18 protein-coding genes and 1 tRNA gene are annotated in these 23,934 nt (G+C 49.1%); 7 read left to right on the top strand and 12 right to left on the bottom strand.

The window, feature by feature from the left end:
• Window positions 1-293 precede the first annotated feature (293 nt).
• On the top strand, window positions 294-1,739 hold the full coding sequence (nhaD, locus tag ACFQ1C_RS09235; RefSeq protein WP_379558315.1) for a sodium:proton antiporter NhaD: 1,446 nt from the start codon (window positions 294-296) through the stop codon (window positions 1,737-1,739).
• Window positions 1,740-2,373: 634 nt separating this feature from the next.
• Here the strand turns inward: nhaD and ACFQ1C_RS09230 are convergent.
• From ACFQ1C_RS09230 to ACFQ1C_RS09220, 3 genes are all read right to left on the bottom strand, one after another.
• Window positions 2,374-4,956, bottom strand: a complete 2,583-nt coding sequence (locus ACFQ1C_RS09230; RefSeq protein ID WP_379558314.1) for a TRAP transporter permease — start codon at window positions 4,954-4,956, stop codon at window positions 2,374-2,376.
• Window positions 4,957-5,105: 149 nt separating this feature from the next.
• A complete protein-coding gene (locus ACFQ1C_RS09225) occupies window positions 5,106-6,059 on the bottom strand; it encodes a TAXI family TRAP transporter solute-binding subunit (protein WP_379558313.1) in 954 nt (317 codons plus the stop codon).
• 325 nt (window positions 6,060-6,384) lie between these two features.
• Entirely contained in the window at window positions 6,385-7,623 is a 1,239-nt protein-coding gene (locus ACFQ1C_RS09220) for a D-amino acid dehydrogenase (protein ID WP_379558312.1), read from the bottom strand.
• Window positions 7,624-7,740: 117 nt separating this feature from the next.
• Here ACFQ1C_RS09220 and ACFQ1C_RS09215 point away from each other — a divergent pair, with 117 nt between their 5' ends.
• Window positions 7,741-8,649, top strand: a complete 909-nt coding sequence (locus ACFQ1C_RS09215; protein ID WP_379558311.1) for a LysR family transcriptional regulator — start codon at window positions 7,741-7,743, stop codon at window positions 8,647-8,649.
• Here the strand turns inward: ACFQ1C_RS09215 and ACFQ1C_RS09210 are convergent.
• The 4 genes from ACFQ1C_RS09210 to ACFQ1C_RS09195 all read right to left on the bottom strand — a co-directional run bounded on the left by ACFQ1C_RS09210 (window position 8,646) and on the right by ACFQ1C_RS09195 (window position 11,639).
• The gene (locus ACFQ1C_RS09210) at window positions 8,646-8,963 is read right to left on the bottom strand and encodes a translation initiation factor (RefSeq protein WP_379558310.1); all 318 of its coding nucleotides are present in this window, start codon (window positions 8,961-8,963) and stop codon (window positions 8,646-8,648) included. The genes ACFQ1C_RS09215 and ACFQ1C_RS09210 overlap by 4 nt on opposite strands.
• Window positions 8,964-9,028: 65 nt before the next feature.
• The gene (nagA, locus tag ACFQ1C_RS09205; protein ID WP_379558309.1) at window positions 9,029-10,168 is read right to left on the bottom strand and encodes an N-acetylglucosamine-6-phosphate deacetylase; all 1,140 of its coding nucleotides are present in this window, start codon (window positions 10,166-10,168) and stop codon (window positions 9,029-9,031) included.
• A 17-nt stretch (window positions 10,169-10,185) separates the two neighbouring features.
• A complete protein-coding gene (gene nagB, locus ACFQ1C_RS09200; RefSeq protein WP_379558308.1) occupies window positions 10,186-10,977 on the bottom strand; it encodes a glucosamine-6-phosphate deaminase in 792 nt (263 codons plus the stop codon).
• Between the two features lie 586 nt (window positions 10,978-11,563).
• Window positions 11,564-11,639: transfer RNA gene (locus ACFQ1C_RS09195), tRNA-Asn, on the bottom strand.
• 155 nt (window positions 11,640-11,794) lie between these two features.
• Here ACFQ1C_RS09195 and uvrB point away from each other — a divergent pair.
• Window positions 11,795-13,795, top strand: a complete 2,001-nt coding sequence (gene uvrB, locus ACFQ1C_RS09190; RefSeq protein WP_379558307.1) for an excinuclease ABC subunit UvrB — start codon at window positions 11,795-11,797, stop codon at window positions 13,793-13,795.
• Window positions 13,796-14,148: 353 nt separating this feature from the next.
• Here uvrB and ACFQ1C_RS09185 read toward each other — a convergent pair whose 3' ends face one another.
• The 3 genes from ACFQ1C_RS09185 to corA all read right to left on the bottom strand — a co-directional run bounded on the left by ACFQ1C_RS09185 (window position 14,149) and on the right by corA (window position 16,334).
• Window positions 14,149-14,748: a pentapeptide repeat-containing protein gene (locus ACFQ1C_RS09185; RefSeq protein ID WP_379558306.1), complete on the bottom strand. Its 600-nt coding sequence runs from the start codon at window positions 14,746-14,748 to the stop codon at window positions 14,149-14,151.
• A gap of 147 nt (window positions 14,749-14,895) precedes the next feature.
• Window positions 14,896-15,363, bottom strand: coding sequence for a CreA family protein (locus ACFQ1C_RS09180; protein WP_379558305.1), 468 nt, complete (start codon window positions 15,361-15,363; stop codon window positions 14,896-14,898).
• Window positions 15,364-15,386: 23 nt separating this feature from the next.
• Window positions 15,387-16,334, bottom strand: a complete 948-nt coding sequence (corA, locus tag ACFQ1C_RS09175; RefSeq protein WP_379558304.1) for a magnesium/cobalt transporter CorA — start codon at window positions 16,332-16,334, stop codon at window positions 15,387-15,389.
• A gap of 191 nt (window positions 16,335-16,525) precedes the next feature.
• Here corA and ACFQ1C_RS09170 point away from each other — a divergent pair, with 191 nt between their 5' ends.
• A complete protein-coding gene (locus ACFQ1C_RS09170; protein WP_379558303.1) occupies window positions 16,526-17,035 on the top strand; it encodes a DUF922 domain-containing protein in 510 nt (169 codons plus the stop codon).
• Window positions 17,036-17,135: 100 nt separating this feature from the next.
• Here the strand turns inward: ACFQ1C_RS09170 and mnmC are convergent, their stop codons facing one another.
• The gene (mnmC, locus tag ACFQ1C_RS09165; protein ID WP_379558302.1) at window positions 17,136-19,184 is read right to left on the bottom strand and encodes a bifunctional tRNA (5-methylaminomethyl-2-thiouridine)(34)-methyltransferase MnmD/FAD-dependent 5-carboxymethylaminomethyl-2-thiouridine(34) oxidoreductase MnmC; all 2,049 of its coding nucleotides are present in this window, start codon (window positions 19,182-19,184) and stop codon (window positions 17,136-17,138) included.
• 105 nt (window positions 19,185-19,289) lie between these two features.
• On the opposite strand from mnmC, the gene fabB reads away from it, so the two are divergent.
• Window positions 19,290-20,504, top strand: coding sequence for a beta-ketoacyl-ACP synthase I (gene fabB / locus ACFQ1C_RS09160; protein WP_379558301.1), 1,215 nt, complete (start codon window positions 19,290-19,292; stop codon window positions 20,502-20,504).
• Window positions 20,505-20,780: 276 nt separating this feature from the next.
• Here the strand turns inward: fabB and mobA are convergent, their stop codons facing one another.
• Window positions 20,781-21,422 (bottom strand): molybdenum cofactor guanylyltransferase MobA, encoded by a 642-nt coding sequence (mobA, locus tag ACFQ1C_RS09155; RefSeq protein WP_379558300.1) that lies wholly within the window; start codon window positions 21,420-21,422, stop codon window positions 20,781-20,783.
• A gap of 239 nt (window positions 21,423-21,661) precedes the next feature.
• On the opposite strand from mobA, the gene ACFQ1C_RS09150 reads away from it, so the two are divergent.
• Together ACFQ1C_RS09150 and ACFQ1C_RS09145 are read left to right on the top strand one after the other, a co-directional pair.
• Complete coding sequence (locus ACFQ1C_RS09150; protein ID WP_379558299.1) at window positions 21,662-22,858, top strand: CynX/NimT family MFS transporter; 1,197 nt, start codon at window positions 21,662-21,664, stop codon at window positions 22,856-22,858.
• Window positions 22,859-23,057: 199 nt separating this feature from the next.
• On the top strand, window positions 23,058-23,906 hold the full coding sequence (locus ACFQ1C_RS09145) for a DNA ligase (RefSeq protein WP_379558298.1): 849 nt from the start codon (window positions 23,058-23,060) through the stop codon (window positions 23,904-23,906).
• Window positions 23,907-23,934: the final 28 nt, after the last annotated feature.

The raw sequence follows: 23,934 nt of genomic DNA, 5'->3' as shown, positions 1-23,934 counted from the left end.
CTTATAATCGCTGATTCAAAGGTGCATAGTCGTGAAAATTAATGCAAAAAACAAGACTAAATATTTACTTTTAGACGATTAACTTACATAGCTGCGCTATGGCTAAGGGCAAGTGACGAGGTAAAGCCCTCTCTTAGTGTCTATGCATCGAGTTTTGATTATAAAAATGCGAGCGGCCCCAAATAATGCGACCTAACTTGCTATGGCCTTTATGTTAATCTGCAAACGAGGGGTAACCATAGAATAACCCCCGGTCGTAGCTATAGCCAAAATAACAAAAGCGAGAAAATACAATGCAAAGGAAACTGTGCTTATTCACTCTGGGGGGGGGGATAGCCATGTTTAGCTCCTCAGTGCTTGCGGCTGAGGCTCCGCTAGATTTAACCAGTTCATGGGTTGGCATTTTTGCCGTTATTATTTTTATCATTGCTTATCTGCTGGTGATGGGGGAAGAATCTTTAGGCCTGCGTAAGTCTAAGCCGGTGTTAGTGGCCGCCGGTATCATTTGGGTCGCCATTGGCTGGACTTATGTGAATCATGGTTTTGGTGATCTGCCTAAAGAAGCCTTTCGCCATAATTTATTAGAGTATGCCGAGTTACTGCTGTTCTTGCTGGTTGCCATGACGTACATCAGTGCCATGGAAGACCGGGGGTTATTTGATGCACTGCGTAGTTGGATGATACGGCGTGGTTTCAGCTATAAGTCGCTGTTCTGGTTAACGGGTATTCTGGCTTTCTTTATTTCACCTGTGGCGGACAACTTAACCACGGCGCTGTTAATGTGTGCCGTAGTAATAAAAGTGGCTGAAGGTGACAAGAAATTTATCAACCTGTGTTGTATTAATATTGTAATTGCGGCCAACGCCGGCGGCGTGTTTAGCCCGTTTGGTGACATCACTACCTTGATGGTATGGCAAGCCGGTATTATTCAGTTTAATGAGTTTTTTATTCTGTTTATTCCCGCCGTGCTCAACTATATAGTGCCGGCCGTTATTATGAGCTTCGTTATTGAGAATCGTTGTCCGGTTGCTGTATACGAGAAGGCAGTATTAAAGCGGGGTGCTTTTCGCATCGTGTTTTTATTTTTATTGACCGTTGCCACGGCAGTCGCTTGTCACAGTTTGTTAGGCTTGCCGCCGGTGCTAGGCATGATGACCGGCTTAGGTTATCTGCAATTTTTTGGTTACTATCTGCGCAAGACACTACCCCAGTCGGTGGCCCGTCAAAAAGTCATGGCAACTAAGCGTGGCGATGAAGAGGCCCTTAAACGCTTAGGCAGTGTGGTGCCGTTTGATGTCTTTAGTCGAGTAGCGCGCGCCGAGTGGGACACCTTGTTGTTCTTTTATGGGGTGGTGATGTGTGTCGGTGGCCTTGGCTTTATGGGCTATTTAGCGTTGATGTCTGATGTGCTTTACGGCGGTTGGGATGCTATATATGCCAACATTGCCCTAGGGATGGCATCGGCGGTGATCGATAATATTCCGGTGATGTTTGCCGTGTTGACCATGGCGCCGGAAATGTCGCACGGTAACTGGTTATTAGTGACTTTAACTGCGGGTGTGGGCGGTAGCTTATTATCTGTAGGGTCAGCGGCAGGCGTTGCACTTATGGGGCAAGCTCGTGGTATGTATACTTTTTTTGGTCACTTGAAGTGGGCGCCGGCCATCTTTCTAGGCTACGCGGCCAGTATTTTGGCGCACCTGTGGCTAAACGCGGATAGCTTTAAGATATTTGGTTAACACTTAAGTTCGATCACCAAGAGTGAAGCCCCTGCCGCATAGCGTTAGGGGCTTTTTGTTTATAAAACGGCGCCGCTCTCGGCTCATACCAGGCCTGATCCGGTATCTTGCTTTTAGCTCTTGGTCGAATCATACCAATCACACTAAACAAATGGTCTGATTTTATTTCATGTAAAGGTCGAACAAAGGCTCTACTCCACCGACACGCTGCAAGCACCTCCCTGTGGCGCTCAAATACATAACATCCCTGTTATGTGATGGTCGGTGGAGTAGAACCCTTTATCCGCCCCTATGCCACGGAGCCGCCTGCTGGTGGGGTTAGCAGACAACTCGGTGCTTAAAAAGAGGTAACAGAGATGGCCTCCCACGACCGTGACATGCCAAGGATGGCATGTCCGAGCTTACATGGAGGTACTCGTAGCGTGTCATGGGAGGCGGCTGTGTTACCTCAGACGTTCCGACCCAACACCTGACCAAACACTTAATGTGATTGGTATTAAAGCCGAACAAACGATACTCCCTTGGTTTACCGCGTGTATCGTATAGCGTACGGCTTCCTTATCTTTGTTAATAAAAAAGCCCCAGCGGGTGGGCTGGGGCTTTTTATTAGCAGGTGATATTTAGCAACGTTGCATCAAGTGGTTGCAGTGAGTGGTGGTTTACTGTCTTCGGCTGGTCGACGACGACGTTGTAGCCACACCACTAGTGCCAATATTAAGAAGCCGGGGATCCACATCAGCTCTTTAAGCCAACGTTCGGTAGGGGCTCTTACTAGCAGTATCTCTTGGTCAAAATCAAAACCGAGATCGGCGGCGGGGCTGTTAAACGCCACGCTATCAACCAATACCTTACCGTCTTCTTCATACAGCATTAAGCCTAGCTTTTGCAGACGCTCGGCACCGGTATCACCGGATGGCACCGGCAGTAACATACTGAACTCCTGAGGTTCACCTATCGCATCTATGCCCTTAACACGCAGGCGTAGCTGACTCTCTGCATCCACATCGCCCATCACCTGCACCAGCTGTGCCGGTGCAATATCACGGTAAGGGTCGTGAAGCATATCAATCCAGAATCCTGGACGGAACAAAGTAAAGGCGACTAACAGCAACAGTAGTCCTTCGTACCAGCGACTACGTACCAAGAAAAACCCTTGGGTGCCGGCGGCAAAAATCAGCATGGCAGCGGTAGAGATAATAAAGATCAATACTCCATGCCAAAAGCTCACATCAATCAGCAATAAATCGGTGTTGAAGATGAACAAAAAGGGCAGAGCGGCGGTGCGTAAACTGTAATAAAACGCGGTAATACCGGTTTTAATGGGGTCACCTTTAGAGACGGCGGCGGCGGCAAATGAAGCCAGCCCCACGGGCGGAGTGACATCCGCCATAATGCCAAAGTAGAACACGAACAGATGCACGGCGATTAGCGGCACGATCAGGCCATTTTGCTGGCCGAGTGTTACCACAACTGGCGCTAGCAAACTAGATACCACAATATAGTTAGCCGTAGTGGGCAAGCCCATGCCCAGCACTAAGCTGAACACCGCGATCAATATTAGCATCAGCAGCAAGTTGCCCATCGACAGCAGTTCGACTAAATCGGCCAACACTAAGCCGACACCGGTTTGCGATACCGCACCCACTATCAGGCCAGCGGCGGCGGTAGCAATACCAATACCAATCATGTTGCGGGCACCGGCCAGCAAGCCTTCACGCAAGTCGATCAGGCCATCTACAAAGTTACCGTGGTCGTGCTGACCGTCGGTGCGCATCCAGCTAAGTAGTGGGCGCTGAGTCAGCAAAATAAACACCAGCATCATGCTGCCCCAAAAGGCAGACAACCCCGGTGATAAACGCTCCACCATCAAGCACCAGACCAGTACCACGACCGGTAGCAAAAAGTGCAGGCCAGACAGCAATACGGCACGGGTTTGTGGCAAAGAGTCTAATGGCGCATTAGGGTCTTCTGGTGGCAGCGGTGCCACACTGGCGGCAATTTTCAGCAAGCCTAAGTAGGCAATGGCAAGCAGTACGCCAACGCCTTCTAACACATAATCGCCCAGCACCGGTTTAAGCCAGCCCAGCCCGTAGTACACCGCCAATGACAAACCACTAACAAGAGCTGCACCAAAGGCAAAGCCAGTTAAACGACGCAGCCAAGGTTTTGGCTGATAACCGCCAATGGGCTGTAAGCCCAATTTAAGTGACTCAAGATGCACAATATACAGCAGGGCGATATAAGAAATAGCGGCCGGCAAGAAGGCGTGCTTGATGATTTCGACATAGGGCATGCCAATGTATTCAACCATCAAAAAGGCGGCAGCACCCATCACCGGTGGCATGATCTGACCGTTGACCGACGAGGCCACTTCAATGGCGCCAGCTTTTTCGGCAGAAAACCCGGTCCGCTTCATCATCGGAATAGTAAAAGTCCCCGTGGTGACCACGTTGGCGATGGATGAGCCAGAGATCATACCGGTAAGACCAGAGGCGACTACTGCAGCCTTGGCCGGTCCTCCTCGCAAGTGTCCTAGCATGCTAAAGGCCAGCTGAATAAAATAATGACCGGCCCCTGCACGTTCTAATAGCGCACCAAACAGCACAAACAAAAATACAAAGCTGGTAGATACCCCTAGGGCAATACCAAACACCCCCTCGGTGGTAATCCATTGGTGATTAGCCAATGCATGGAAGGTAACACCGCGGTGTGCCAACAGGCTCGGCATGTAGGGTCCGGCCAGGCTGTAGGCTAAAAATACCAACGCAATAATTGCTAACGGCGGACCTAAGGCACGACGAGTCGCTTCCAGTAACAACACAATACCCACACAGGCTGTAGTGAGGTCGGCGGTGGTTAAGCTACCAGGGCGTTGTGACAAATCTTGATAGAAAATAAACAAATAGGCGGCACTGGCAGCGGCAATCAGGCCAATGGCAATGTCGATGATGGGCACGCGGTTACGTGGTGATGATTTAAATGCAGGAAAAACTAAAAACGCCAATAGCAACGCAAAAGCTAAATGAATGGCACGTGTTTCTGTGCTGTTGAATACGCCAAAGCCAACCATAAAAGGTAGCGGTGAAGCAATCCAGAGCTGAAATAATGACCACGATAGAGCTAAGCCTGCGCTCACTTTGGCCATAATGCCGCCGGGAGTTCGGGCGCCGACATCTTGGGCAATCAGCTCCTCTACGGAGAGTTTTTTTTCTGACATAGGGAGTATACCTATCAAAATGTTGCAATAGAGAGGAACAAACCTCTTCTGACGTAACAGAAGAGGTTTGGTTTATGATAAGAATACATCAGTTAGGCAGAAAGCCTGAAAGCAATTATCTTATAGTCTCTATTGTAGGTAAGAGACTGTTATAGCCAGCCTTTCTCTTTGTAGTAACGCTTAGCACCTTCATGCAGTGGCGCGGTAATGCCGGCACTGATCATGTCTTCTGCCTTTAAATCGGCAAAAGCGGGGTGTAAACGCTTAAAGCGGTCTAGGTTATCAAACACCGATTTTACTAACTGATAAACGACTTCCGGATCGGCTTCTTCAGTGGTTGCTAATACGGCTTTGCCACCAATAGAAGAAATCGGCTCATCTACACCTGGGTATAAACCGGCAGGAATGTCCGCACGAGTAAAGTAGCTGGCTTTTTCTAGCAGCTTATCAACGCCGTCACCGGTCACTGGAATAAGCTTAGCATCGGCAGTGGTCAGCGCTTCTTGAATGGCACCACTGGGGTGACCCACAACATAAGTAATGGCATCTAGGTTGTTATCCCCTAATGCGGCAGCCATTTCGGCAGGTTTTAGCTCGGCGGCAAGAGAGAAAGTCTCTTTATCCCAACCGTTAGCCTGCATTAGCTCGTCAAAGGTGTCACGGCTACCAGAGCCAGGCACGCCAATGTTAACCCGCTTGCCTTCTAAATCGCTTAAGTTATTGATGTTACTGTCTTTACGCACTACTACAGTTAAGATTTCACTTTGCAGTGAGAACACGGCACGTAGATTGTCTACCGGCTTCTTATCGAAAGGAGCTTGTCCTTCAATGGCTTTGTACTGGTGATCAGACTGAATAAAACCAAAGTCATAGTCTTTGTTTTGTAAGGCAACAATATTGCTTACGCTGCCCGCTGATGAGGGGGCATTACATTTAATGTCATGCTCATCTGCGCCACGGTTAAGAAAACGGCACACCGATTGTCCTGCGGTGTAATACACCCCAGTTTGACCACCGGTGCCAATGGTTACATAGCGGGGCTCAGCATTCACTTGAGTGCTAAGCAAGAGGGCGGTCATAGTGCCAGTAACGAGCTTAATCATGTTGTGATTCTCCATTCTCATTTTTTGGGTTATTTTCCAAATAACATCGGCATTACATTTACGATCAATACATTACTTGATGTATTGCCGTATAAGTTGGACACGTTAATGTAATCCTTAACTTTTTGCTAATAAAATGTTGCTAAGCGAGAGGGCGCGCATAACAATGCTTAGGGATTGTGGACATTTTGAGATGATTTTTATGCCACGTAATAGATTGTTAAGTGAACAAGCTGACACACGAAATCTGTAGGTGTGCAGCATTATGGGGAGTCTTTCCCATATTTGTTCTCTTCACTCTTTCCCCTTCACCTTTCACGTCCGTTTAGTTTAACTGTAATCCCGTTAATGCGATGGGGGGCGGTTCATTATTAATTAATTGAGTCAAGCAAGATGCACTGGCACAGGCGAGGGTAAAGCCCAAGCTGCCATGACCAAGATTAAGCCATAAATTGTTAATGCCGCTGTTACCCAGCAAAGGAGTACCCTGTGGCGTTGCGGGCCGCAGCCCCGCCCATGCTTGAGCTTGCTGATAATCCCCCGCTTTAGGAAAGCTCAGTTGTGCTTGGTGGCGTAACGAAGCAATTCTATTGGCATCTATTGCCGTGCTGGCGTTACCAATATCGACCATGGCTGCCACGCGCAATTGATTATCAAGGCGTGCATACACAATTTTACGATCGTAATCGGTAACATTGGTGTGCGGCACCGTCGCGTGATCCGCCACAGGTAGCGTTAGGCTGTACCCTTTTAGCGGATACAGCGGCACCTTTACACCGACCTTGTTTAGCAAGCCAACGCTGCCCATGCCTGCTGCCATCACCAAGTGATCCACTGCAACCTCGTTATTGGCGAGCTTCAAACCACGAACTTTCCCGCGTTCTACCACTAACTCTTTAACGATCTGACCGGTGTGTAATGTAAAGCTTGGATGCGCGTTTAGCTGTTGCAAGAGCTGCTGACAAAATAGATAACAATCACCTACTTCATCTCCGGGAGAGAAAATCCCCCCTTGTAACTGCGGTGCTAAATCGACAAGTGAAGGCTCAGCAGCAACACACTCTTGAGGAGTAAGTACTTGCTGTGATGAAGACGCGGCTATTTTACTGGCGGCATGGTTGAAATGGCTGCCATTACGATAAACGACCATCTTACCGTTGGCGCGCCACGCAAAATCACTCAGCCCAAACTGGGCTTGCCAGTCATGAAGCACCGCTTGGCTGTGCAGTGCCAACCGCAATAGGTGCGCGGTATTTGCTTGATTGACGCTGCTACGGCAGGCAAGTAGAAACTGCAGACACCAGCGCCATTGTTCGAGGCTAATGCGGGGGCGAAAACGCAGAGGCGAATTTTGTTTAAGCATCCAGCCTACGGCTTGCCAAGGAACGCCCGCATCGGCCAGTGGAGACACATAGCGATAGCTAAGCTGGCCGCCATTGGCAAAACTGGTGGCCATGCCCACATCATCATTCTGCTCGAATAAATCAACCTCATGGCCTTTATTGATCAGAGCATAGGCTGTCGTTAGGCCGATGACCCCACCACCAACAATAGTTACGCGCATACGAGTCTCCTGCGAAATATAATAACGTCAGCATAGGTATTGTGGTGACAGAGAAACAATGAAAAAATAAAGCACAGGTATAACCTAGGGTTATACCTGTGCTTATGGAGTTGGTTAATGCAGTTACGTCATATAGAGTTGTTTCAAGCCATTTTACAAACCGGTAGCCTCACGGCTGCGGCGCAGCTATTACATATTTCACAACCGGCGGTGAGTAAAAGCCTGCAGCATGCCGAGCGCCAGCTAGGGTTTGCTTTGTTTCATCGTGTGCGAGGGAAGTTGCAGCCCACCGCTGAGGCGTTAACGCTGCAAGCGCCAGCCGAGCTGCTCTCTGCTGACTTACAGCGCTTTAAACGACTAGCAAACAGCTTGCGTGGTGCACATGCAACTCGGTTACGCTTGATGTGCACGCCAACGCTGGCACAAAGTCTGCTGCCTCAGGCGTTAGGGCAGTGGCGCCAGCATTATTCGCATATTGAGTGTGAGCTGGCCACTCACCATACCCGCGAAATGGTGCAGGCGTTATTACTGCAAGAGGCAGATATGGGATTGACGCTGCAACGAGTCGAGCACCCCGGCTTGCAGACTGAGGCACTCGCGCATAGCCGCATGATGGCGATAGCTCCAGCCGGCTACTGGCCTAAAGCGGAGTGTGATGCTCCGCTTCGTCTGCAAAGCCTGGCTGGGCTCAGTTTAATTGGCTTGGACGGCCGAGATGGGTTGGGCGCCTTGCTGCACAGCCATTTACAAGAACTGGATCCTGCGGTGAGCATGCTAACGCGGGTACAAACGTATCAACTTGCACGAGACATGGTAGCCGCAGGGCAGGGCTTGGCGCTGGTGGATCCCTTTACGGCATTAATGGGGCCCGTCGGCGAAATACAAGTCCGCCCGTTGGATCCAACGCTTGCGGTGACGCTGTATGTGCTGCGCCGAGCCGGTGAAACCCCCATCGCCGCACAGCAACACTTGCTAGAGCAGATACAAAACACCGCCGAGCGTTTGCTAATGAAAAGCTGCCCTTAACCGCCTACTTGTTTCACTTTTAATCCGGCTTTAATGAGTAGGGCTTGAACTTGTGCCAAACGATCGCCTTGGATCTCTATCACGCCTTTTTTGATGGCGCCACCGGTGCCCAACTGTTTTTTTAGTTGTTTGGCCAGTGCGCCAACCTCGTTGCTGGGCACGCCATAAATACAAATAACCCCAGCGCCTTTGCGGCCCTTGGTTTCACGGCGTAACCTGATCACCCCATCATCTGGAAACAGGCTGTCTTGCGCAGTGGCTGACGTTGCCGGATCTTGCCAGTCGGGATCCGTGCTATAAACCAGTTTATTCATCACATAACCTTACTTATTACTGATTATTTGAAACACGGTGAAGGTAAGCGTACCTTGTCACCGAGCTAGTTAGTAAATTGACCATTTACCAAGGTGGCTTGAACGGTTAACTCTTCGCTTAACACCACCAAATTGGCGACTTTGCCAACGGCAATCGAGCCCAAGTCTTGGTCTTGGCCAATGGCCCGTGCTGGATATAAGCTGGCCATACGCAGCGCCTCTTTAAGCTCGATACCCAGAGCGACTAAGTTGCGAACCCCCGCTATCATAGTAAGTGACGAGCCCCCTAAAGTGCCGTGTTCATCCACACATAGGCCGTCGCGCACCCATACAGTGGTGCCACAAAAATCGAATTGATCAAAGTCAGAGGGAGCTCCGGCGGCGGCAGTGGCGTCGGTCACCAAACAAAGTCGAGAGCCCAATATTTTATGTGCTAATCGCACGTTAGCGTCATGCACATGAACCCCGTCAACAATAATACCGGCATACAGCTTAGGGCTGTCGAATACCGCACCCACTACTCCGGGCTCACGACCATTGCTAGTTGGCGTCATGGCATTATAAAGGTGCGTGGCAAAGCCCACACCAGCAGCAATCCCTTGCATGGCTTCATCATAAGTGGCCGCGGTGTGCCCCATGGCGACGATGATGCCAGCTGCGGTTAGCGTTTGAATATGACTGGGGTGATGGCACTCGGGAGCTAAGGTGACTTTGGTGATCACGTCAGCATGTTGGCACAAGAACGCCAACATGGTGTCGTCCAGAGATCGTATCAGCTTTGCCGGATGGATCCCTTTACGCTTTAGGTTGGTATAGGGGCCTTCTAGGTGCAGCCCTAATACTTGATGCGAGTGAGTCGCCATATAATCCTGAATCGCCGCCACGGCTTTGCGCATATCGGCGTCGGGCGAGGTAATGAGCGTGGGCAAAAAACTGGTGGTGCCCGAGGCTAAATTAGTACGGTGCATGGTAGCCAAGGTCGTAGTACTAATGTCGCCGTTAAACATCACGCCACCGCAACCATTCAGCTGGAGGTCAATAAAACCCGCGCTGAGTAAAGCGCCGCCGAGATCATGGCATGTGATCTCGGGCGTTATAGCAGCACGAGGAACAAGGGCACTAATGCGCCCATTCGCGATGATCACGCCATGGTCATCCAGCCATTGTTCGCCATTAAAAATGCGGCATTCGGTTAGCGCAAACACGGACTTGTTCCTTCTATTTATAGCGGCGTTGCAGTCACGCCAATATCTTGAATTTCAGGTGCATTATGCAGAGCATGAGTGGCGGCTTTATCACACACTATCATGCTACGCTGATGTATTCGTAAGCAGGAGATCGGCCACAGGGGGGCTATCTCACCCTCTACTGCTGCTTGCAACGCCAGCGCTTTATGCTCGCCAGTCACCAATAACATCACTTCTTCTGCATCTAATAAGGTACCTAGCCCAACGGTGACCGCCTGGCTAGGAACCAAAGACAAGTTATTATCAAAAAAGCGTGAGTTGTCTTGGCGCGTAATATCGGTAAGAGTGGTGACTTGGGTACGAGAATCAAAGGGTGTCATCGGCTCGTTAAAAGCAATGTGTCCATTGCTGCCTACACCACCCATAAATAGATGAACCCCACCGAATCGACGAATCGACGCTTCATATTGCTGGCATTCAGCCACCATGTCATCGGCATTGCCATTGGGAATATGAATATTGCCTGGCAAGATATCAATGTGCTGAAAGAAATGCTCATACATAAAGTAGTGATAACTATGAGGATGAGTAGCAGGTAGGCCTATGTATTCATCCATATTGAAGGTGACGACATGGCGAAAGCTTAGTTCACCAGCTTGGTGCAAGCGGATGAGTTCGCGATAAGTTCCCAGCGGCGTGCTGCCCGTAGGTAGGCCAAGCACAAAAGGGCGATCGGCGGTGGGTGCAAATGCATTAATGCGATCAGCAATATAATGGGCGGCCCAGAGGCAAACTTGATCGGCATTAACAAGAGGAATTAAGCGCATGGCTGGCTTCTCATAATAAAAGTATTGAAAGCCTATCATATTTTGCCAGCCTGATAATAAAGCTGCGTGAGCAAACGGGTTAGAAAAAATAATATCTTTGTTTTTTTACTACTTCAGCTAGTAGAAGCCGCTAACCCAGTGAAAACAACAGTTAAGTCGGATGAACATAGATGTAACAAGCAAGTTAACTGTAAATAGGGGTGAATAAAGATAGAAAACAAGCTGGTTTTTTAGTTGACTTTTAAGTTCGTTTTGAGGGAGTGAAACCCGACAAGGTTATGCACAATGATGCGGGGCCAGCCGCCATCAGGCTTAGCGCTAGTTATCCACTGTTTCTGTGGATAAAGCTGTGGATTACCTACCCACAACTCATGTAAAGCCAGTGGTAGCAAGCTTCTTAGATAAAGCGGTAATTTTTTGACCAAAAAACAAATGATTTAAAATCAATAGTTTAATTAAAAACGCAGGAAAGCATTGTTCATTATCTGACCGATAATAACGACATTAGAGTAAAGATACAAAATGTGGGTTTTTATGTTAAAGCAGGAAGTACGTAGTGGATAACTCTGAGGATGTACAGCTTAATTGGCTCCCCCTGCTGGACTCGAACCAGCGACATACGGATTAACAGTCCGGCGTTCTACCAACTGAACTAAGGGGGAATCTCGTTAAGAGGACGCAGATGATACGCAGCTAAGGTATCTCGGTCAAGGATAAAGTTTAAATATTAGTACTTACTACCCTAAGGGTAGTTTTTGCTTAAATTTACTGCTTCACAAGGGGTAAACTGGGCACTAAGACGAAAGGAGATTGTAAAATGAGCAAAGACTTCCAATTGGTCAGCGACTATCAGCCTGGGGGCGATCAGCCAACAGCCATTGCCCAGCTGTTAGAAGGAATAGATGCGGGCCTGGCGCATCAAACCTTGCTGGGAGTCACCGGCTCGGGCAAGACGTTTACCATGGCCAATGTGATCACAACCCTAAATCGACCGACTATGATTTTGGCGCCTAATAAAACCTTGGCCGCCCAGCTATATGGTGAAATGAAGGAATACTTTCCTCATAACTCGGTTGAGTACTTTGTATCTTACTACGACTACTATCAGCCTGAAGCCTATGTGCCGACCACAGATACCTTTATCGAAAAAGATGCCTCCATTAACGATCATATAGAGCAAATGCGTTTGTCGGCCACCAAAGCACTGATGGAGCGGCGCGATGTGATTATTGTGGCGTCGGTCTCGGCCATTTACGGTTTGGGCGATCCTCAGTCTTATTTGAGCATGATGCTACATTTGCGCATCGGCGATGTGCTGAATCAGCGAGATATGCTGCGCCGTTTGGCCGAACTGCAATATAAACGAAATGACGCGGGCTTTCAGCGGGGTACTTTTCGGGTGCGCGGTGAGGTAATCGACATTTTTCCTGCTGAGTCTGATAATCAAGCAGTAAGAGTCGAATTATTTGATGACGAGATAGAGCGCTTAAGTTTATTTGATCCCCTAACCGGTGGCGTGTCACAAACGCTGGCGCGCTTTACTGTTTACCCAAAAACGCACTATGTGACTCCGCGTGAAAAACTGCTGGATGCCGTAGAGCATATTAAGGTTGAGTTACAAGAGCGTAAGGCACAGCTGCTATCAGCTAATAAATTGCTGGAAGAGCAGCGCATTAGTCAGCGTACTCAGTTTGATATCGAAATGATCCAAGAGTTGGGCTATTGCTCGGGTATTGAAAACTACTCGCGCTATTTATCTGGCCGCGGTGAAGGTGAAGCACCGCCGACCTTGTTCGACTATTTACCCAGTGATGGTTTGCTGATCATCGATGAGTCGCACGTGACGGTGCCACAAATTGGTGGCATGTATAAAGGTGACCGCTCGCGTAAAGAAACGCTAGTCGAGTACGGCTTTCGCTTGCCGTCGGCACTCGATAATCGGCCGATGCGCTTCGATGAATTTGAGGCGTTGATGCCGCAAACCGTGTTTGTGTCGGCCACGCCCAGCGCTTATGAGCTGGAAAAATCCGGAGACGACGTTGCCGAACAGGTAGTGCGCCCCACGGGCTTGCTTGATCCGGTGATCGAAGTGCGCCCAGTGGCAACTCAGGTAGACGATGTGTTATCGGAAGCACGGTTGCGCATTGCGGTGAACGAGCGAGTATTGGTGACTACCTTAACCAAGCGCATGGCCGAAGACCTATCGGAATATTTATCCGATCACGGCTTAAAAGTGCGCTACTTACACTCAGATATCGACACCGTTGAGCGTATGGAAATTATTCGTGACTTACGTTTAGGTGTGTTTGATGTGTTGGTGGGTATTAACTTGCTGCGCGAAGGGCTGGATATGCCAGAGGTATCATTAGTGGCTATTTTAGATGCCGACAAAGAAGGCTTTTTGCGTTCGGAACGCTCGCTTATTCAGACCATTGGTCGCGCCGCGCGTAACTTAAACGGCAAGGCTATTTTGTACGGCGACAAGATCACCCGCTCTATGGCAGCGGCCATCGGTGAAACTGAACGACGTCGTGAGTTGCAGCATGCCTTTAACCAAGAGCATGGCATTACACCTAAAGGCCTAAACAAAGCCGTTACCGATGTGCTAGACCTAGACGGCACTAAGCGGTTTGGTTCAAAGCGCGCCAAGGATAAAGCAGAGTTCCCCGAGCATATTCCTAGCGCTAAAGAGCTGGATAAGCAGATCACCGAGCTTGAAAAAGTTATGGTGACGCACGCGCAAAACCTCGAGTTTGAACAGGCCGCCGCCACTCGAGACCGCATTCATGCCCTGCGCGATCAACTGATCCGCAGCTAAAACACAGCCGTACGTCATACGCTGTAAGTGAAGAGTGGGTTGCGGTGTTCGCTGTTTACTTGCGGCGTACAGCGTAAGACGTACAACGATATTTAATGTTGTCTTCATGAGGTCGGTCAGGACCTGCTTTTAGGTCTAAGTGCCTAAGTGCGAGATACTGGGTCAAGCCCAGTAAGACGGCCTAGGACGGTGCTTGTCTCTATGCCGTCTTCCTGACGCACGTCAGGATCTCGCTTTTGGTTTTAATGCTAAGCAGACGGTGAAGGGGCAACAAAAGACGGTGTTCTCTTTTAGCTTGGCGCTATGTTTATTTTTAGCGGATCGCGTACAGCGCAAGGCGTATAGCTGTTACTTCAATCCACCAGCTCGATATTGAGGCTATACAGTAGGCTTAGTGCCTCGTAGCGGGAAAATTTGGCGCTGTCTATCTTGTTTTCTAATACATCAATATTGAAGTTAACGGACTCGGCAAAATCGACTCGTTGTAGGTTGGTGCGCATAAACACACTGTTGGTAAAGTCGCAGTGAGTCATGGATGAGCTAGAAAAATCCCCCTCTCTAAAGTCCACCTCATGGCACTTACATTCATCCAGAGTGAGCTCTTGTAGTGTTAAGCCAAAAAATGAGGCGTCATTAAGAATGCATTGCTTGAAGCTCAGTTCTGAGTCCAAGTGAAACACCGGCCAGTCGGCTTTAGTCCAATCGACGCCAACTAATTTGCACTCAGTAAAACTAACGCCAAACCAACGAGTGCTTGGCACCTGCATCAGGCTTAAATTACAGTGCTTGAAGGTACAATCAATAAACTTGCAGCGAGAGAAGTGTGCGCCCGAAAAATCACAATGCTCAAAGGTGCAATCTTCAAACTCAATGCCCATAAAGTGCCCGTCGACTAACGATAAGCGGCTAAAGGTTTGTTCAACATACGACTCACCGTCTTGAATTTTTTGCACAGGTCTTCCTAAATATGAATCCTTTGCGGGTAGTCGTAAACTGCCAGCGAAAGTGTAAATATAGCCCCATGTTTGCCACGCCTCTTTGCAACTAGCAGCACGGAAGCGTGGCAGATAAGTCTTTGTCTGACCGCTCCTCGCAGGAGCTTAGGGCTGAACAGGCTGTTGATACGCTTCAGTGCTCCACAATGGCACAGTAGACATAGCGTGCTTATAGCTGCCACTGGTTTCTTTGGTGCTGTACGCTAAATAGAGTAATGACTGGCTCTGATCATCATATATACGACGTATTTTCAGGCTTTTTAAGAAGATACTCTTCGATTTCTTAAACACCACATCACCGCTTTTTGATTTATCAATGGCCGCTATCATGGAGGCGGTAATTTCGCCGGTTTGCCGACAACTGATGGACATATCTGAAGGATCAGCCAAGTTTAAATTGGCCACAACGTTCGACATATGGCAGGTCACACCGGGCACGAGAGGGTCGGCTAGTACCTCTATTTTAATATCTTTGGTAGTAAACAAGCCAAGAGAGACATCTCCTACTTCATTGTTATCACAGCCGGTCAGCATCAGGGCGGCTACACCGCCCAATATCAGTTTTTTCCACATAGAGAGTTCCTCGTCGGCTGGGGTTATAACCAGCCTTTGCGTTTAAAGAAATAATAGGTGCCACAGGCCGACATCAACATCATCACCAACGACATAGGATAGCCATAATCAAAGGCAAGCTCGGGCATAATTTCAAAGTTCATGCCGTAGATACTGGCAATTAAGGTTGGGGGTAAGAACACCACCGCCGCTACCGAGAAAATCTTGATCACCTTACTTTGTTCTAGGCTGGTAAAGCCCAAGGCGGCATCAAGCTGGAAGTTAATTTTATCGAATAGGAATTGAGTGTGCGGCAGTAGTGACTCAATGTCATAAAGCATTTCATCAATCCAGCGGCGTTGCTCATCGTCTGATACTTGGCGCATTGAGCGCTTCATAAAGCGCAAGGCGCGGCGTGTATCGTACAATGCGAGCCGAATATGACCATTACCGTCTTCTTGTAGCATCAGCTCCGACATAGTGGTGTGCAAATCACCCACGTGCAGTACCTGCTTGGCGGTTCCTTCAAGGGTTTTATAGCCGTCTTCGATTAAGTCAGAAATATACTCGACTTTAAGCTGAAATATTTCCAGTAATAAGTCGGTAGGGTTATCCGCTTCTAGCTTGTCTTGGCGCATATAATGGCGCAACAAGCGCATCAGCCCCAGATCATCTTCCCGAAAGGTGATCAGGATGTCGTCACGAAGGGTGAAAAGTACGTTAATGCCGTCTATTTCTTTGCCCATACGCTGTGGAAACAGCGAATGAATATGCAGACCGTCTTTATCGCGATAAAAACGGGCTGAGGCTTCAATATCATCTAGCTCGTCGAGCTCTGGTAACTCTTCAACAAACAGCTGTTTCATCCACAGCTGCTCTTGTTCGTCAGGTTTAAAAATATCGAGCCACAAGGTATTGTGCGGAACAGCACTCTTTAGATCGAGTGGCTGAATGTTGATAGAGGTTCCGTCTAAGGTATATGCTGTGATCATGCAGCACTCCAACCAATTAACAATGTGCGCACTATATCGGTGCTAGCGTAAGATGTCAGGTTGTCTATTAAGTTTACTGGATATTTTGCTGCTTGATTCGGTCAGATAATTTTAGGCTCAAATGACTTGGATTGTTCTAACGCCTATAATGATGAAATATTGGCAGCAAATATGAATGTCGGAGAGCTATCATGAAACAGCTAGGCTGTGCCTTAGTACTATTGCTGGCAATGCCGGTGTCGGCCAATGAGATGATACTTAAGGCGCGACAAACCGTGGATATTTATGGTTCTAGTGCACTAGAGCCCAACTTAGCCGATGTTGATTATCAGTTGTCTTGGCAATTGTCGGGTCAGCAAACCGACACCGGTTGTCAGCCGTCTCATGTATTAGTGTCGTTAACCGCTACCGTCACTGAGCCGCTCGAGTGGCCACAAACCCCTGCGTGGCAGAATTATCGATTAGCCCTAACTGGTTACGAGCGTTTAGTAAGAGAGCGGGCATTGCTTTCTGCCCAGTGGTTAGAAGAGTCGTTATTTCATATTGCTCCGCAAACAAACTGTCAGCAGCTACAGAAAGTGGCTGACAATGTTGGTTATCATCAGCTAACCATCGCCCGTACTTTATTAAGTGATTTTCAACAGCAAAACGATTACGGCCGTCATTTAGGTCTGATCCGCCCGGCTGAAGGGCAGCGATAAACGCAATAAATAGCAGCTAGACGCTGTACGCCGTAAGTTAAAGATAAATACTCCCCTCTTTCTTTGCATATGGCGTAAAGCTTAAAGCGGTGTTTACGACTCACATCTCACTGTTTGTAACGGGTTTTCCTTTTAGTAGTTTGCGCAGCCACAGCCGATTAGGGTTTAACGCCGCTAATTGAGTACTGGTTAACGGATAAGGCTCGTCTAATAATTGTGCGGCCAACACTTCCGCTAGCAAAGGTGCAGTGCATAGCCCGCGTGAACCCAGCCCCGAAAAGATATATAAACCGGCATAATCTGCGGCTAACGGCAATGCTTCTTTATGTCGCTGTGGCATGTGCTGATATTGCTGTAACTGCTGTGCTTTATGAGGCGCTGCGCCCACTAATGGCAGGTGATCACGACACACGGCACGTACGCTTACCCGGCCAGCACCGGCAACAGGGGTTAAATCATCAAGCGCGGGCAGGGTGCGAGTCAGTTTTTCGACGTTGTCTTGCTCATCTTGCGCCTGATAATCTAATGTCTCTTGATCATGCGCATAGCTGGCTCCCACACAGTGATGACCTTGCCATGCTGGTGTTAAATAACCCTCGTAACACACCACGGTTTTAAGCCCCGCTAATGTGGGCGTGCTGGGCTGATAATTGACCTGCCCACGCACCGACGAAATAGTAAGCTGGCGAGTTTGAGGCCAGTCCCTTACTTGATGTCCATTAGCAATGACCACATTGTCTGCTTGAAGAGCGCTGACTAACGGCGCATTTTCTAATGATGAACTTGCCTCTGGCGCCGAGGTTTCAATCTCAAGTTGCCACTGAGAGTCGTCTTGCTGGGTGAGTGTTTTGAGTGCGGTGTGATAGTGGCAGCGTAATAGGCCCGTTTGCTCAGCGGTGGTTAACAAAGCGCGGGTGAGTTCAAAGGGGCAGACCCAGCCGGCTAATGGATATTCGGCCCCTGAAAGATTGGCGCTAATACCGGTGCGGGTATTTACTTGTTCAGCCGTTAACGGTCGTACGATGTCGGTGCTAAATTGCGCTAAGAGGTTGTTAATTTTAGCGCTACTTTTGTTATTAAAGGCCAGTTGTACCACGCTACACCAGTCATGGGGCACATGATTGGGCTCCATAACAGCGGGCAGTAGGCGTCGGCCATATAAAAATGCCTGTAAGTAAATCTGACTCAAGGTGTCATGTTCGCCATTAAGCAGCGGATATACCGCAGCTTGTCGATTACCCGACGCGCCCGCGGCAGGCTCGCCATGTTGTTCAAGTAAGGTCACTCGCTGGCCGCGACGAGTGAGCGCATAAGCCAGACTAGCACCGGCAATGCCTGCACCAACGATAACGGTATGCCTTACTTGACCGAGTCGCCGCCAAAACCAAGGCGTAGGATAGGGCGGACGAGGGTTAGCGCAGCACACTCCTGTAAGCATGTTACGTTTATGGGCATAGCCTTTAACGCGTGTCATGGAAAATCCTGCGGCAGTCAGTCCATGACGCACCACACTGGCGGCAGTAAAAGTGGCCAACGTGGCACCGCTGCGCGCTAAGCGTGCTAATTGCTGAAATAATTCGGGCGTCCACATGTCGGGATTTTTGCTCGGCGCAAAGCCGTCTAAATACCAAGCATCTACCTTACCTGACAGGCCCGCTTCCATTTGTGGAAGCACCTCGGCCACGTCGCCTAACCATAAATCCAAGCTCACATTTTCGTCCAACCACAGCCGATGACAGCCATTAACAGCAACAGGATATTCAGCTAACAAACGTTCGCTTAAAGTGCTAAGCTCTGGCCATTGGCCTAGAGCTTGCTCTAGATCGGAATGGGAGAGTGGAAACTTTTCTACGCTGATCAGATGTAAACGCTGGGCGTTACCTTGCGGATGTTGCCGACGATAATTGATAAAGGCGTGCCAAGTGGCCAGCATATTCAAACCGGTGCCAAAGCCGGTTTCGGCCACTACAAACAGCGGGCGATCGTGTTGCGCCCAACGGTCAGGCAGGCCACTTTGGTTGAGAAACACATAACGGGTTTCCGCCAAACCATCGTTGTTAGAGTAGTAAACATCGTCGAACGCAGCGGCGACCGGCGTGCCCTGGTCATTCCAGTCCAGACACGCGGTTGTAATGAAGTGGGGTGACACTGAACCTCCGGGGCCGTAAAAGCGGCTATTTTATGTGAAAGCAGACCACTTTGACCATTTTTTATGGTTAGAATTGGCGCTAAATCAATACAGTAGGAAGGATAGATGAGAAGAGCAGTCATTACCGGTATCGGTGTAGTGTCCAGCATTGGTAACAATCAAGAAGAGGTTTTGGCCTCACTCAAGGCGGGCCGCTCCGGTATTAGCTTCTCCCAGCAGTTTGCTGATCATAACTTGCGCAGCCATGTTTGGGGAAATATAAACATGGTTCCGTCTGAACATATTGATCGTAAAGTGATGCGATTTATGGGTGATGCAGCCGCTTTTGCCTATCTTTCCATGGAGCAGGCAATTGCCGATTCAGGCTTAGATGAATCTATGGTGTCCAATGAGCGTACTGGTTTAGTCGCAGGCTCAGGTGGCGCTTCGTCTAAGAACCAAATTGAAGCGTGCGATATTTTGCGTAACAAAGGCGTTCGTCGCGTGGGTCCTTACATGGTGCCACGTACCATGTCTTCAACCGTATCTGCTTGTTTGGCGACGCCGTTTAAAATCAAGGGTATCAACTATACCATTAGCTCGGCCTGTGCCACTTCTGCACACTGTATTGGCCATGCATTAGAGCAAATTCAGCTTGGCAAGCAAGACATCGTATTCGCCGGTGGTGGTGAAGAAGTTGACTGGACGCTGGCGCTGCAGTTTGATGCCATGGGTGCCTTGTCTAGCAAGTACAACGACACGCCAGAGCTGGCTTCTCGTACCTATGATGCGGGCCGTGATGGCTTTGTTATCTCGGGCGGCGGCGGCATGGTCGTAGTAGAAGAATTAGAACACGCGTTAAAGCGTGGCGCTAAAATTTACGCCGAAGTTACCGGCTACGGTGCCACTTCAGACGGCTACGACATGGTAGCTCCGTCTGGCGAAGGCGCAGTACGTTGCATGCAACAAGCCATGGCCACTGCCCCGGCTGCTGTGCAATACATCAACACTCACGGCACTTCTACTCCGGTAGGGGATGTAAAAGAGCTGGAAGCCATTAATAGCTTATTTGGTGATAATGCGCCTTTCATCTCTGCTACCAAGGCCATGACTGGCCACGCACTGGGTGCGGCAGGTGTGCACGAAGCGGTATACTCTTTGCTAATGATGGAGCACGGTTTTATTGCACCGAGCATCAACATTACCGAGCTGGACGAAAAGGCGAAAAACTTGCCAATCGTCACCGAGTACAAAGAAGTTGAGTTAGACACCGTTATGTCTAATAGCTTTGGCTTCGGCGGCACCAACGCCAGCTTAGTATTCAGCAAGTACAAAGCGTAATCGCTTGTTACTGTTGTAATTAGCAAGTACTAAAAAAGGACGCCTCGGCGTCCTTTTTTGATCCTGTGCAACAGGGTGACTTTAAAAATGAAAAACTTTTCTGCCACGGAATACACGGAAAAATAAAGATCAAATCTGAAAAATATTTTACGGGGTAAGAGCTAACTCAAATACCTCCCCCTAAATTTAAAGAGAGCGAGCTTTTGTAAGCGAATGTTTATTCTTGCATTTCGTCGGAGCTAGACGTTATCTTTTCCCCTCCATAAGGTCTCTGTTTTAGGCTTTATTACTATTTTCCGTGGGTTTCGCGGATTCCGTTGCGAAATGGTCTTTCGGCTGTTCTTGCTCTAACTGCGCCAATGCCTCTGGGGTATTGAGATTTGTAAAAGCTGCAACTTGGTCACTAAAGTCTACTTTTAATAATTCGTGCTGAGCAAACCACAGTTGTAATTTACGATCACCGACCGCTAAATAATTCTGTAGCGATGGCAATAATGACCGGTGTAGTAGGGCGGTAGCGGCATGTAAGTGGATACCATCATCCACGATGGCTATTTGACCTGCATGAGTAACGGCACCGCACAGTCGCTCGGCTAAATCGGCGGGTACCAAGGGGCTGTCGCAGGGTACAAATAACACCCACTCGCTAAGGGCATGGCGAAGGCCGGCTTCAAATCCGGCTAACGGGCCAGCAAAACCGGTAAGGCTGTCAGTAATGACGGGGGCATATTGTTGATAGAGGGCTTGGTTACGATTGGCATTAATGATGACACTAGCCACTTGTGGGGTAAGGCGTGCTAATGAATGCGCTATCAAAGGCTTACCCCACAAGGTAATCAGCCCTTTATCCGCCTTTTTCATACGGCGACCTTCACCACCGGCCAAAATAACCGCCGTGACCTGTTTTGGATCTAACATCATATTTCCTATTGTTACCGCTTAAGTCCGAATTCTGCCATATACCATATAAGAAAGGGGTCTGCGGCTAGATATATGAGTACTTCTATTTGCTCTCTGTGCAGACAGATCCTAACATGGACTGCTTTTATTTTGCTGCCAATAAGCAATAAACGATGCATCTTGACCGTTTAAGCTCAGTTCACTTTATCGCTCCCGGCTTTGGCTATTCATTTAATTACGCACCTTAAGGAATAATAATGACGACAAGCTCGCCCAACGGACCTTTTGTCGGTCGCCCCGTTATTGCCTTGCTGGCGATAGTCGCGCTGATGCTAGCGGCCGCCAACTTACGTGGTGGGCTAGTGGTGGTAGGCCCTTTAGTCATGGAGATACGTGATAGCCTCAACATTAGTGCCAGTGCCTTTAGCATGCTGACCACACTGCCGCTACTCTGCTTTGGCATTGTGTCTATTTGCGTGCCTTGGTTAACGCGCAGGTGGGCACCCCAGTGGCTATCGATTGTTGGGCTCATGGTGATAAGCCTTGGGGTCGGGCTCAGGCTGGTAGATAATTACGCCTTGGTCATTCTGGGGACCTTGGTACTGGGCTCGGCCATTGCGCTGTTAAATGTGTTGATCCCCGGCTTGGTAAAAGCCTTTTTTCCACACAAAGTAGGGCTAATGACCGGTCTATATTCGGTGACCTTAAGTGCGGGAGCTGGTATGGGCGTCTACCTGGCCATTCCTTTACTGGAGCAGTTTGATAACTGGCGTGTGCCGGTAGCTATGTGGGCAATATTTCCGCTATTTAGTGTGCTGTTTTGGTTGCCGATGATCCGAGTAAAAGGGGTTGGCAGACCAGCCAACCCGATACGGATCAGCCTATGGCGGGATAAAATTGCCTGGTCCATTACCTTTTATATGGGGCTGCAGTCGTTTTATTTTTATTCAATGGCTACTTGGCTGCCTAAAATATTATTAGAAAGCGGTTTAGATGCCCAGCAAGCGGGCACGGCAACCGCACTTATCAATTTAGTTAGCATTCCCTTTAACCTGCTGGTACCAATATTCGCCGCCAAAATGCGTAATCAGCGGCTATTAGTATTGGGGACTTTTGTGGTCTCTTTTGCAGGCATCGCCGGTCTTTGGTGGCAACCAGCGGCAGCTCCTTTGTTATGGGCCTCTTTTATTGGCGTGGGTTGCGGCAGTGCGTTGAGCCTAGCTTTATCCTTTTTTGTGTTGCGTTCCAGCAACACAGCACAAGCCACCGCGTTATCGGCCATGGCGCAAAGCATTGGCTACTTGCTGGCTGCATTCGGGCCTGTTTCACTGGGGTTGATGCGGGACTTCAACGGTAACTGGCAATGGGCTTTGCTATTAATGTTGGTCTTACAGTTAGGGCAATTAGTAGCAGGGTGGTCTGCCGCACGGCCGCTCAACGTAGTGCCCGACTAAGACCGAAAACACCGCGCTCAGCCATAAGCGAGCTCCTTCGGGCCGCGGTAAGCCGTACGCTGTAAGTTAAAGAAAAACGGCGTTGGCCTATTACTTACGGCGTATAGCGTAAGGCTTACTGTAGCCCCAAGGACTATGCTTGATGATTGACGGCTGTTTTTCATACAGTCTCGTTGTTGTCAGCCAAGGAGGGGATATTATGAACACATTGCCGTTGTGGGTGCCGATGATACTAATATCTAGCGCGGCATACGCTGAGGGCATAGCCCAACCGCCATTGCAGTTAGCGGCGGAATATCAACAACAAGACGCTAGTTTATATAGAGTCAGCGAAAAGCTGGATGGCGTGCGTGCTTATTGGAACGGGCGCGAGTTACTGTCACGCCGCGGTCATCGGTTTTCTGCGCCCGACTGGTTTGTGGCCGGTTTCCCTGACTTGCCTCTGGACGGTGAGTTGTGGTTGGGACGCGGTAAATTTGAAGCATTATCGGCGGCCGTGCGTCGTTATCAAGCTGTTGATAGTGAATGGCGCAATATTCGGTTTATGGTGTTTGATTTACCGGCGAGTACTCAGCCATTTGAAGCGCGACTGCGAGTATTACAGCAGTTGGTACCGAGTGCACAATCAACCTATTTGCAGCTCGTTGAGCAGCGGTTAGTGAATGATAACGCTGAGCTGGCCGAGTTGCTTAAACAAGTAGATAACGATGGCGGCGAAGGCTTGATGCTACGTCACCGACAGAGCTTTTACCAAGCGGGTCGCCATCAAGACTTACTGAAATTAAAGCAGTTTCAAGATGCTGAAGCACAAGTTGTAGCCCATCTGCCAGGGTTGGGGAAATATCAGGGAATGTTAGGGGCACTGTTAGTCGAAACCCCAGACGGTCGACGTTTTAAACTGGGCACCGGTTTTAGTGATCAACAGCGCGAGCAGCCACCACCAATAGGTTCTACCGTGACTTATCGTTATCAGGGCGAAACCAGCCAACAGCTCCCACGCTTCGCCAGTTTTATGCGCATAAGAAATGACGCACCAGAACAGCCCTGATAATGGATTGGCTCGGTACTTGGGAGTA

The organism is Oceanisphaera ostreae (assembly GCF_042676125.1).
Taxonomy (GTDB): Bacteria; Pseudomonadota; Gammaproteobacteria; order Enterobacterales; family Aeromonadaceae; genus Oceanimonas; species Oceanimonas ostreae.
This window is presented reverse-complemented; position numbering and strand designations above follow the sequence as displayed.

What these genes read in the sequence shown, in the direction of transcription:
- nhaD (WP_379558315.1), top strand. Translation starts at nt 294, where the DNA reads ATGCAAAGGAAACTGTGCTTATTCACTCTGGGGGGGGGGATAGCCATG.
- ACFQ1C_RS09230 (WP_379558314.1), bottom strand. Translation starts at nt 4,956, where the DNA reads ATGTCAGAAAAAAAACTCTCCGTAGAGGAGCTGATTGCCCAAGATGTC.
- ACFQ1C_RS09225 (WP_379558313.1), bottom strand. Translation starts at nt 6,059, where the DNA reads ATGATTAAGCTCGTTACTGGCACTATGACCGCCCTCTTGCTTAGCACT.
- ACFQ1C_RS09220 (WP_379558312.1), bottom strand. Translation starts at nt 7,623, where the DNA reads ATGCGCGTAACTATTGTTGGTGGTGGGGTCATCGGCCTAACGACAGCC.
- ACFQ1C_RS09215 (WP_379558311.1), top strand. Translation starts at nt 7,741, where the DNA reads ATGCAGTTACGTCATATAGAGTTGTTTCAAGCCATTTTACAAACCGGT.
- ACFQ1C_RS09210 (WP_379558310.1), bottom strand. Translation starts at nt 8,963, where the DNA reads ATGAATAAACTGGTTTATAGCACGGATCCCGACTGGCAAGATCCGGCA.
- nagB (WP_379558308.1), bottom strand. Translation starts at nt 10,977, where the DNA reads ATGCGCTTAATTCCTCTTGTTAATGCCGATCAAGTTTGCCTCTGGGCC.
- uvrB (WP_379558307.1), top strand. Translation starts at nt 11,795, where the DNA reads ATGAGCAAAGACTTCCAATTGGTCAGCGACTATCAGCCTGGGGGCGAT.
- ACFQ1C_RS09180 (WP_379558305.1), bottom strand. Translation starts at nt 15,363, where the DNA reads ATGTGGAAAAAACTGATATTGGGCGGTGTAGCCGCCCTGATGCTGACC.
- corA (WP_379558304.1), bottom strand. Translation starts at nt 16,334, where the DNA reads ATGATCACAGCATATACCTTAGACGGAACCTCTATCAACATTCAGCCA.
- ACFQ1C_RS09170 (WP_379558303.1), top strand. Translation starts at nt 16,526, where the DNA reads ATGAAACAGCTAGGCTGTGCCTTAGTACTATTGCTGGCAATGCCGGTG.
- fabB (WP_379558301.1), top strand. Translation starts at nt 19,290, where the DNA reads ATGAGAAGAGCAGTCATTACCGGTATCGGTGTAGTGTCCAGCATTGGT.
- mobA (WP_379558300.1), bottom strand. Translation starts at nt 21,422, where the DNA reads ATGTTAGATCCAAAACAGGTCACGGCGGTTATTTTGGCCGGTGGTGAA.
- ACFQ1C_RS09150 (WP_379558299.1), top strand. Translation starts at nt 21,662, where the DNA reads ATGACGACAAGCTCGCCCAACGGACCTTTTGTCGGTCGCCCCGTTATT.
- ACFQ1C_RS09145 (WP_379558298.1), top strand. Translation starts at nt 23,058, where the DNA reads ATGAACACATTGCCGTTGTGGGTGCCGATGATACTAATATCTAGCGCG.